Below are 10,935 nucleotides of genomic sequence, written 5' to 3' on the forward strand. Positions count from 1 at the left end.
TAAATGGCGATTTTTTGACAATCCTGTTCCAATATCCTAAAATGTCGAAAAAAGATCCCTCTTTGTGAAGCGGATCTTTTTATTTTCAAAGAAATAGATGTATAATGTTCAATGGCTTGTACAGATACTAGAGAAAATACAAGGAGTGACATTACAATGAGCAAGACTGTACCCGTAGGTGTGTCGGCCCGACATATTCACCTTACGCAGGAGCATGTAGAAGCGTTATTTGGCCCAGGATATCAATTGACTGAGTTCAAACCGCTTTCCCAAACCGGACAATTTGCAGCAAACGAGCAGGTAGCTGTGATTGGTACCAAAGGAAAATTTGACAAAGTCAGAATTCTTGGCCCTGCCCGTCCAGCATCACAGCTGGAAGTTTCCCGCACAGACGCATTCAGCCTTGGCGTGAAAGCCCCTGTCCGTGAATCCGGCCACATTGAAGGCACCCCAGGAATTACGATCAAAGGACCTGCCGGCGAAGTTGAGCTGGAAACAGGCGTAATCGTGGCAGCACGCCACATCCACTTCCATACTTCTGAAGCTGAAGCTTGGGGCATTGCCGACAAGCAATTGCTGAAGGTACGCCTTGGCGGTGAACGTGGTCTGGTACTGGAGAACGTGCTTGCACGCGTATCCGACAACTTCAAGCTTGACATGCATATCGACACCGACGAAGCTAATGCTGCAGGTGCCAATAATGGCGATATTGCTGAAATCGTAGATTAGTCTTAAATTTTCATAAGAGTGAAGAAGCGGGGGAGAAATCCTCCGCTTTTTTTTGCGCTGCCGCACCGCTTGAAAATGGATGAATCCATTGGCCTAAGTCTGTTTTCAATGCTGAGCCAAACGTCCTGAGCGGCCGCAAACAGATCGGTTTAGTGTATGAAAAGATCGGATTTTTAAATGTTCAGGGGTACCGGCAAATGATAGTATCGATTTGAAGCTGTAACTTTCTGGTAAAAAAAGTCACAGAGCTCAGATGAACTGGATCTCGAAGGGAGAGGGTGCAACGTGTAGTGTAAGCAGTTAGGAATGCAGTAGCTGGAGTAGCAAAAGAAGAAGCAACTGGTTTGTTTGGAAAGCGGTTACATTGCTAGACGAGTGATCCAAAGGCTTTTAAAAATTGAAAGCGGGTGAATCACAGAAGATGAGTAGAAATCGTAAGAGCAATCATACGGTAATGCTTCTTTTAACATGGGTGATGATATGTTCCACTTTGTTTCCGGCGCTTGTGTATGGGGCTGAGCAGGGGGATGGTGTATCGGTGCAGTCCTCGCAGCTGGAGCTGCGGTATGATTTTGGCATGGCATCAAGTCCGGTAATGGAAGGATACACTGCTGTTCATGAAGCTTTGCTGTACACCAGAGAGCTGGGATATGGTCTAGATCAGGCTGTGGCCTCCAGAAACCGTTCGGGGGGAGACGGGCTAAGCAATGATTTTGTGTTGGGTACGTCCTACTCTTTTCTGGTAGATCTGCCGAACGGAGAGTATGATGTCACTGTCTATTCCGGAGATATGCTTACGGGTACCAGCACTACTCAAACCACGTTTACCCTGGAAGGAGCCGCGACCGGAACGATTGCCAGTAAGCAGAATGTGAATCAGTCGACTTACCATACCACAGTGCTCGATGGGCAATTGACCTTAGGTGTGTCAGGAACGGGGGCTGGCGGGTATTTAAACGGTCTTGTTATTCAAAAGGCGATTGCTCAGCCCCCTTCGGCACCGGAAGGTCTTACGGTTACTGCTGTAGACGCATCAAGTGTTTCGCTTCACTGGAACACCGTTACGAATGCAGTCTATTACGAGGTTTATCGAAGCAGGGAGACAGGCGGTGCCGTTCTGCACCTGGGATCGACGGCAGATACGAATTATATAGACAAACAAGTCGTTGAAGGTGGCCAGTACTCCTATTTTGTATCCGCTGTCAATGATAAAGGCGTGGAGTCGGACCTTAGTGGTCCGGTCATTGTAGAGAGCACGAATGACACAACGCCTGCACCGCTGCCGGAAGGAAACGAATATGCCATTGATTTCGGGCCGGGTGCCGCAGCAAACGGTTATTTGAAGGTCGAGGCCGGGACTGCCTACTCCGAGGACAGCAAATATGGATTCACGGATACGTCCAAAGTAAGCGGAGCTGACAGAGGCACAGCGGATGCCTTAAGAACGGATTTTGTAATCGTTAAGGACACAGGGTTCAATATCGATGTGCCGAACGGTGATTATACGGTATCTCTAATCGCGGGTGACAGCAGCGGCGATACGAATGTGGCTATCCGTGTAGAAAGCATGCAGAAGGTACAGCTTACCAGCAAGAGTGCAGGACAATTTTTGGAGATGAGCTTCGATATTGCGCTGGTAGACGGACAGATGAATTTCGTATTTACTGGCACGAGACCCGTACTTAATGCGCTTGTGATCAAAAAACAGCCTGAACGCACAGCCGGTAAGAAGCCTACGGTATACATTGCAGGGGATTCTACTGTACAGACCTATGATCCGTATTGGAAGCCACAGGCGGGCTGGGGCCAGATGCTCGGCAAATTTTTTACCACAGCGGTTGAGTTCAATAATCATGCCATTGGGGGGCGCAGCTCGAAGTCCTTCATTGTGGAAGGCAGATTGGATGAGATCCTCCGGGAGATTAAGCCGGGTGACTATTTTCTCGTACAGTTTGGACATAACGATTCTACGATCAGCGTGCCTGAACGTTATGCTTCACCAGCTGATTACAAAAATTATCTGAAAACCTACGTTCAAGGCACCAGGCAGCGTGGAGCCACGCCGATTCTGCTGACGCCAATGGGCCGCCGGGATTATAACGCTGAGAAGGGCCAATTCAATGTCAGTTTCCCGGAATACGTGCAGGCGATGAAAGAGGTCGCCACCGAGCTTAATGTAGAGCTGGTAGATCTAAGCTCGCGAAGTATCGCTTATTACAACTCAATCGGATTTGAGGCTACGCGGGCTGTATTTCTATATACGGACCCGGGGGTTTATGCGGCCTTTCCGGCTGGATCAAGTGACAATACCCATTTTCAGGAGTATGGAGCCATTCAAATGGCCCGTCTGATTGCCGGAGGCATCGCGGCTCTGGACATCCCATTGTCTGGAGAGGTCCGGGAGAGTGAACCCCCTATTGCAGTTCCGTTGAAGCCCGCAGGCCTGGCGGCAGGCAATGTCAGCAATGCAGGTGCTGTATTGAAATGGAATGCAGTAGAAGGGGCGGATATCTACAAAATTTACCGCAAACTGGCTTCAGCCGATGTATCTGCTTATGCCATGATTGGCTCTGCCACAGTTTCATCGATTTCAGTAAGCGGGATGGCTGAAGGCCAGAGCTATACAGTGAGAGTAACAGCAGTCAATGGGCGCGGGGAATCGGAACCTTCCGAGCCGCTGACACTTACTACGAAGCAGTCCCGGTACCGTTATGATTTTGGACCTGCCGGTTCACCAATCGCTGCAGGTTACACTGAAGTGAACCGAAGCGTCCTTTATACGCCGGAGCTGGGTTATGGCCTGACTTCAAGCGCCGGGATGAGCGACCGTGACCGTGGGGACGGGACGGATGCGCTGCGCCGGGATTTCGTCATTTATTTTGGCGGGTCCTATGAATTCAAGGTAGATATGCCGAATGGCTATTATTCCGTCAAGACATATACCGGTGACTGGACCGGATCTACCAAAACAAACGTATCGATCGAAGGGAAAGATTATGGAACCGTTTCTTCCGGTAAAGGGAGTATAGCTGAGAAGGAGTACAGCCAGATTTCCATCAAAGACGGCCAGATGAATCTGGTGTTCAGTGGTACGACCGCTCATCTTAACGGAGTAGAGATTACACCACTGATGCTGGCACCGGCGAATCTCAAGCTGGATCAGCTGGATCTTCACCATGATCCGGTAACAACAACCCTTTCCTGGGCAGGTATCGACGGGGCCTCTAAATATAGGGTGTACCGGAAGGCCACAGTAGCTGAGAGTGCAGAGCTTCTGGGGGAAACAGCGAGTCTGACCTTTACAGACTCTACAGCAGATATTGGGATGGATTACCAGTACTCAGTTACTGCGATGGACAGCACCGGACTGGAGTCGGTGGCTTCCAACCTTCTGCTGGTGTCAATGATTGATCCATCCGTTGCCAAAGCTGCTGTTCCAAGCGGCCTGGAGCTGCTGGCCATACACAAAAATGATGTTAGTTTCCGTTGGAACGAAGATACAGACGCCAAATTGTTCAATGTGTACCGGTCAAAATCCGCTGGCGGCGAATATGTCCTGATTGGCAAGACGAAGATGGCGTCCTATACGGACAGTACCATTCTAAGTACGATACCCTATTATTATAAAGTGGCCTCCGTCAATGCGGGTGGAATTTCCGGGCTGTCCGCTATGCTGGAGACCCCGATTGTAACCACGCTCTTTCGCAATATGGAAAACCTGGATCGTGCGCCGGTTGCGGTCAAGACGAATGAAGGAATGTATCTCAGCTGGCGGATGCTGGGGCTTGATCCCGATTCGATAGCTTTTAATGTGTACCGTGATGGAAAAAAAGTAAATGTAAAACCTCTGACAGGCAGTACAAATCTGCTTGATGCCAAGGGAACAGTGGACTCCAAATATACATTAAAAGCCGTATTAAATGGTGCAGAGCAATCCGCTTCGGAAGTATTCGGTGTATGGCAGCAGCAGTATCTGTCTGTGCCGCTCCAGAAGCCTGCAGATGATTATACGAAGGATGGCCAGCCTTACACCTACAATGCCGGAGACGCGAGTGTAGGGGATCTGGATGGTGACGGAAAATATGAGATTGTTATGCTGTGGTCACCTTCGAACAGCAAGGACAACTCTCAGGCAGGCTACACAGGGATTGTCTATATGGATGCCTACAAAATGGACGGAACCCGTCTCTGGCGGATTAACCTTGGACGGAATATCCGTGCTGGGGCCCATTATTCCCCGTTAATGGTCTATGATCTGGACAGTGACGGCCGTGCAGAGGTGATGCTCAAAACCGCAGACGGCACGATCGATGGCCAAGGTGCAGTGATTGGTGATGCCACGGCGGATTACCGTAACAGCAGCGGTTACGTGCTGCTCGGGAATGAATATCTGACCGTATTCGACGGGATGACGGGCCGGGCAGTAGATACGGTGGAGTACGACCCGCCACGCGGCGATGTGAGCGGATGGGGCGACGCATACGGCAACCGTGTGGACCGGTTTCTGGCGGCGGTGGCCTATCTGGACGGTGAGCACCCCAGTGTGATTTTTAGCCGTGGTTATTATACGCGGACGGTGCTGGCTGCCTATAACTACAAGGATGGTAAACTGAGCAAGGTATGGCGGTTTGATTCTAGTGACGAAGGGCATGGGGAATACACGGGCCAGGGCAATCACAACTTATCCATAGGTGATGTGGACCGGGACGGCAAGGATGAAATTACGTTCGGAGCCATGGCGATTGATGATGACGGCCAGCCGCTGTATAACACGAAGCTCGGTCATGGCGATGCCATTCACTTCGGAGATCTGGACCCGGCAAGACTGGGACTGGAGGTCTTTGATGTTCATGAGCATGTAGATTCCAAATATGGCATGGAAATGCGTGATGCCGCAACCGGCGAAGCGCTGTGGGGTGTGTATACTGGCATTGATACAGGCCGGGGCATGTCGGCAGACATTGATCCGAATCATTTGGGAGAAGAGGTCTGGGCGGCAACCATTACAAATGGGCAGCAAATTCCGGTTACCGGCTTATACAGCGCCAAGGGGGAACTGATAAGCAATACGCTGCCTTCTTCAACGAACTTCGGGGTATGGTGGGATGGCGATCTTTTGCGGGAATTGATGGATGACAACCGGGTGGATAAATGGGACTATGCAAATCAGACGACAGGCAATCTGTTAAAAGCCGTGGGAGTGGCCTCGAACAACGGAACTAAAGCCAATCCCAGCCTGCAAGCAGACTTGTATGGCGACTGGCGCGAGGAAATCATGTGGCGTTCCGCCGATAGCACGGAGCTGCGGATATACACCACCACCATGCTGACCGATTACCGGATCCGCACGCTGATGCAAGATCCGGTCTACCGCCTGGCGGTGGCCTGGCAGAACGTAGGCTATAATCAGCCGCCGCATCCAGGCTTCTATCTGGGGACGGGAATGGAGGCGCCACCGGCACCGGCTATCCAGATCGTAGGCGGTCCGCAGAAGGCGGCGGGTGTACCCGGGAAGCTGGTGCTGTCCAGCAATAGCGGTTATGACACTGGACTACAGGATGGCGATTACCAAATCACAATGAATCTGTGGTGGGGCAACAATGGAACCAGCTATAAGCTGTACGAGAACGGCAAGCTGATTGACAGCAAGGCTTTTGCCGATCACTCTCCGGAGGCGCAAACTGCGGTGACCAATCTGACTGGAAAAGCAAACGGGACTTATACCTACACTGCAGAGCTTACTAATTCTTGGGGAACATCGGTTTCCAGTCCGCTTGAGGTAACGGTGAAAGACGCGGCTCCCGCCGTTCCTGTGTTATCAAATGATAATTGGGATGGTGACGGGAATTATAATGTGACAATGAACCTATGGTGGGGAATGAATGCGACAATTTACCGTCTTTATGAAAATGGTGTCTTGGTCGATACGCAGCCTCTAAGCGCAAATACGCCGAATGCCCAATCAGCCGTGACATCTGTATTGAACCGCACAGCAGGCGTGTATGAATATCGTGCGGAACTGGTCAACAGTTCCGGCACAAGCGAGAGTGTAATTATGAAGGTTACCGTCCAATAGAAGGATCATGGACCTCCAGCATCGATAGGATGCGGAGGTTTTTTTAGTACCAAACATGACACAAGAGTTCCTCTCAAGCAGCTCCAATTCCATAACCTCAACGGGCGGGGTTATTTTATATGCGGATATGTGGTATCATTATGTGTTATGACTTACAACTGCGCTATGTGGAGACGCAGGAATAAGCTGAATACTGTTCGTTCATGAACTGAAAATATATGTATTGATAATTAAGGAGACAACATGACTTTTAATGATTTGAATTTGATCCCTGCGATCCTCAAGGCTTTGAGCCAGGAAAATTATACAACCCCTACTCCAATTCAGGAGGAGTCCATCCCTGCGGCATTGGCCGGCAGAGACGTCCTTGGCTGTGCACAGACCGGAACAGGCAAAACAGCCGCGTTCTCGTTGCCGATTATCCAATTGTTAAGCCAGCAGCCTTCAGTAACTGGCGGCAAACGCCGGATTCGTTCGCTGATTCTCACACCTACCAGAGAGCTTGCTTTGCAAATCTCGGAAAATATTCAGGCCTACAGCAAATTCACCAGCATCCGTTCAACAGCTATTGTCGGCGGTGTATCGCAAAAAGCGCAGGAACGCGCATTAAGCCAGGGTGCAGATATTCTGATTGCTACACCAGGACGGCTGATTGATCTAATCAACCAGAAGCATGTCGATCTGCAATATGTGCAGATTCTTGTACTGGACGAAGCAGACCGCATGCTCGACATGGGCTTCATTCATGATGTAAAGCGGATTATTGCCAAAATGCCAGCCAAAAAACAAACCCTGTTCTTCTCGGCTACAATGCCGACAGAAATTTCGAATCTGATCAAAACACTGCTGGTGAACCCGGTGAAAATCGAAATTACCCCGGTTTCCTCCACTGTGGATAGAATTGAGCAGTCGATCTATCTGTTGGAGAACGGCAATAAGCAGAATCAGTTGAACCGTCTGCTGCAGGACAAATCGATTGTGTCTGCACTGGTCTTCACCCGCACGAAACGCGGAGCTGACCGGGTGACCCGCGATTTGACCCGAATTAACATTACCGCTCAAGCAATACACGGTAACAAGTCCCAGAATGACCGCCAGAATGCGCTGCGCAACTTCAAGAGCGGGGCTACACGCGTGCTTGTTGCTACGGACATTGCCGCCCGCGGGATTGATATTGATGAGCTGTCACATGTTATCAACTTCAATCTGCCTAACATTCCGGAAACCTATGTTCACCGTATCGGCCGCACCGGCCGTGCAGGCATGAGCGGAATTGCCATTTCTCTATGCGAAGCCGAAGAAATTCCGTACCTTAAGGATATCCAGAAGCTGATCGGCAAGACGATTCCGGAAGTGAAGGACCATGCGTATCCGATGTCCAAAAGTGCTCAGGCATTGCTGAATGAGCGTCCGGCCAAAGCCCCGGCGAAGCCGGCTGCCAAGCCGAAGACCAATCCGGCACGCAAGCCGAAGTCGGAGTGGTTCACACAAGGTAACCGTCCGGGCAGCAGTTCCGGTGGAAGCAAGAGCAGTGCGGGCAGCAGACCAAGCGGGGAAGCGGGAAGCAAATCAGCAGCAGGAGCAAGACCTGGGAGTGCTGCTGCCAGCGGAGCCGGTTATAGCGGCAGACCAGGTGAGCGGAACGGCTCCGGTCAGAGTAGCAGACCTGCAGCCGGTCAGGCTGGCAGACCAGGCAACAACCACAGCCACCGTCCAAGCAGCAGACCTGCTGCCAAAGCAGGCAGATCGCAATAAACTGCGGTCTTGGCAATACAATATCAGCGTCTCCTAACGGAGGTGCATATACCAACAAGAACCGCCAAGGTGCAGTCAGAGACTGTCCTTGGCGGTTCTTTTGTACAGCATATTATTCTTCAAACAGGTGCTACCCGGCCAGATAAGCTCCCAATTCCTCACGCAGCTCGGAGCTGATTGGGGTCATTGGCAGGCGGAGCGTATCCGAGGAGATTTCTCCATAGGCATTAAGCAGCCATTTGATCGGAGCGGGATTGGATTCCTTGAAGAGAAGCTTCATCAGCGGGATGAGCCGGTCAAATTCTGCTCTTGCCTCTTCAATCTTTCCATTCCGGAACTGCTCGTAGATCCCCAGGTACTTCGCAGTATGGACATTGGCCGAGGCCAGCATACCACCGGCGGCTCCACAGCCCAGCATCTCGAAGAAATGAAGGTCATCGCCGCACAGCACCGGCTTCGAGCCCAGGCGGGACAGCTCAGAGACGAGCAGCGGCGAACCAGAGCAATCTTTTAAACCGACAACATTATTCATTTCCAGGATTGTTCGTGCCGTATCGATGGTCATACCGACTCCGGCGCGGCCCGGAATATCATAAGCCATGACAGGTATACCTACCTCGGCAGCTTTGCGGAAATGCTCAATAATGCCTTGCTGGGAAGGGCGGCTGTAATAGGGTACTACAACCAGTACAGCATCAGCGCCGGAGTTTGCCGCCATTTCGGTGCGGGCTACCGTGGATGCGGTGTCATTGGTCCCTGTGCCAATAACCAGTGGAATCGAGCTGGATTTCAATAGCTCTCTTGAGGTGTTCACGAGGGTCTGTAGCTCCTGTATGTTGACTGTCGGCGATTCTCCAGTGGTTCCATTAACGACCAGACCATGAATACTGTTCTTGATGATGTTGTTCACATAGCGCTGATACGATTCCAGATCGATCTCTCCAGCAGTATTGAACGGGGTTACCACGGGAACATAGATACCATAAATCTGTTCTTCTGTTAACATGAATATCGGCCTCCAAAATGTTGAAATCCTTTTATCTTACTGTAGCATGGAATATTCCATCGGCGTTAGCTATAATAAATGATGTGGGTTATCAATAATATTGATGTTGGGGTGAACTTATGGATTTAACATATATGCGGACCTTTCGTGAGGTCGCAAAGCGGCAAAGCTTTACCCGGGCGGCTGAAGAACTGGGTTACGCACAGTCCAGTGTGACCACGCAGATCCAGAAGATTGAGAAGGAATATGGGGTTCCGCTGATGGAGCGGCATGGACGGGTACTGCGCCTGACCCCACCCGGAGAAGAGCTGCTCAAGCTGTTCGTGGAGATTCTGGATTTATATGACCGCTCCAAAGAAACGATCGCCCAGCAGATTGGAGGAACCTTGACGATTGGGACGATAGATTCGTTGGCCGCCTTTTACCTGCCGCCTTTTTTGCAGCAGCTTCGGACAACGTTTCCGGGATTAAACATTCATCTGCAAACCGAACAGGAAGCCAATCTGGTGGCCAAAATTAGAGATGGCGAGGTGGATATCGGCTTGATGCTGGACCGCAGCACAGCAGATACACAGCTTGAGCGTATGATCATCAGGGATGAGCCGCTGGTGCTGGTGGCACCAAAGGGGCACGCGCTGGCAAGACTGGACCAAGTGACGCTGCAGGATTTGAATAAATGCGAGCTGATCGTCTCAGAGGAGAGCTGTATTTACCGCAGTCTGTTCGAGAATCTGCTGCGCGAGCATGGAATAAACTTCCGTATCGGCTTTGAGCTGTCCAATCTGGAGGCCATTAAGCGCTGCGTACGCAATGGGCTGGGTATTGCCCTGCTTCCGAGAATCGTAGCTGAAGAAGAGATTGAACGCGGAACGCTTGCTGAGCTGCCGTTTGTGCATCCTGAAATCCATTTCGATCTGCAGCTGCTTATCCATCCGAAGAAGTGGAAATCGCTGCCGCTGCAATCCCTGATACAGATGCTGCTGGCGGATGCTCAGGCGAAGAGTGTAGCGTTGTGAAATCGTGGGCAGGTAAAGAAGATAATTTGTCTCGGGTATAGATCAAAAAAAGGCGCTGTCCCAAACTAACATGGCCTGACGGCCACCATCATGAATGAAAATGTCTTGGCTTGTGAATCTGTGTCTTCCATAATGGAAGTGCAGGTCACAGGCCGAGGCTTTTTTGGTAGGACATACTCTGAGTCCCAAACCGGCCGATTGTATCCCACGAGTACCGCCAATTGTTGCTATGAGCACGTGTATAAAAATCCTTTTACTTGAGGGTACATGACCTGCGTCAAACTGATTCCAGGGGTGATGTGGATGGAGGCGATTTTAGAAAGATGCGCGGGGCTAGACGTTCACCAAGAGAA

5 protein-coding genes are annotated in these 10,935 nt (G+C 50.8%); 4 read left to right on the forward strand and 1 reads right to left on the reverse strand.

What is annotated here, in order from left to right:
* Window positions 1-156: 156 nt before the first annotated feature.
* From pduL to A3849_RS05860, 3 genes are all read left to right on the forward strand, one after another.
* Window positions 157-729, forward strand: coding sequence for a phosphate propanoyltransferase (gene pduL / locus A3849_RS05850; protein WP_074110563.1), 573 nt, complete (start codon window positions 157-159; stop codon window positions 727-729).
* Window positions 730-1,150: 421 nt separating this feature from the next.
* Window positions 1,151-6,805 (forward strand): rhamnogalacturonan lyase family protein, encoded by a 5,655-nt coding sequence (locus A3849_RS33865; RefSeq protein ID WP_074110564.1) that lies wholly within the window; start codon window positions 1,151-1,153, stop codon window positions 6,803-6,805.
* A gap of 243 nt (window positions 6,806-7,048) precedes the next feature.
* Window positions 7,049-8,560 carry a DEAD/DEAH box helicase gene (locus A3849_RS05860; protein ID WP_074110565.1) on the forward strand — a complete coding sequence of 504 codons (1,512 nt, stop codon included), beginning with the start codon at window positions 7,049-7,051 and terminating at the stop codon, window positions 8,558-8,560.
* A gap of 130 nt (window positions 8,561-8,690) precedes the next feature.
* Here A3849_RS05860 and dapA read toward each other — a convergent pair whose 3' ends face one another.
* Window positions 8,691-9,566, reverse strand: a complete 876-nt coding sequence (dapA, locus tag A3849_RS05865) for a 4-hydroxy-tetrahydrodipicolinate synthase (RefSeq protein ID WP_074107718.1) — start codon at window positions 9,564-9,566, stop codon at window positions 8,691-8,693.
* Window positions 9,567-9,685: 119 nt separating this feature from the next.
* Here dapA and A3849_RS05870 point away from each other — a divergent pair, with 119 nt between their 5' ends.
* Window positions 9,686-10,582: a LysR family transcriptional regulator gene (locus tag A3849_RS05870; RefSeq protein WP_074110566.1), complete on the forward strand. Its 897-nt coding sequence runs from the start codon at window positions 9,686-9,688 to the stop codon at window positions 10,580-10,582.
* Window positions 10,583-10,935: the final 353 nt, after the last annotated feature.

It is taken from the genome of Paenibacillus sp. P46E (assembly GCF_001909095.1).
GTDB lineage: Bacteria > Bacillota > Bacilli > Paenibacillales > Paenibacillaceae > Paenibacillus_AQ > Paenibacillus_AQ helianthi.

Coding starts and splice junctions, on each gene's coding strand:
- pduL (WP_074110563.1), top strand. CDS start 157: ATGAGCAAGACTGTACCCGTAGGTGTGTCGGCCCGACATATTCACCTT.
- A3849_RS33865 (WP_074110564.1), top strand. CDS start 1,151: ATGAGTAGAAATCGTAAGAGCAATCATACGGTAATGCTTCTTTTAACA.
- A3849_RS05860 (WP_074110565.1), top strand. CDS start 7,049: ATGACTTTTAATGATTTGAATTTGATCCCTGCGATCCTCAAGGCTTTG.
- dapA (WP_074107718.1), bottom strand. CDS start 9,566: ATGTTAACAGAAGAACAGATTTATGGTATCTATGTTCCCGTGGTAACC.
- A3849_RS05870 (WP_074110566.1), top strand. CDS start 9,686: ATGGATTTAACATATATGCGGACCTTTCGTGAGGTCGCAAAGCGGCAA.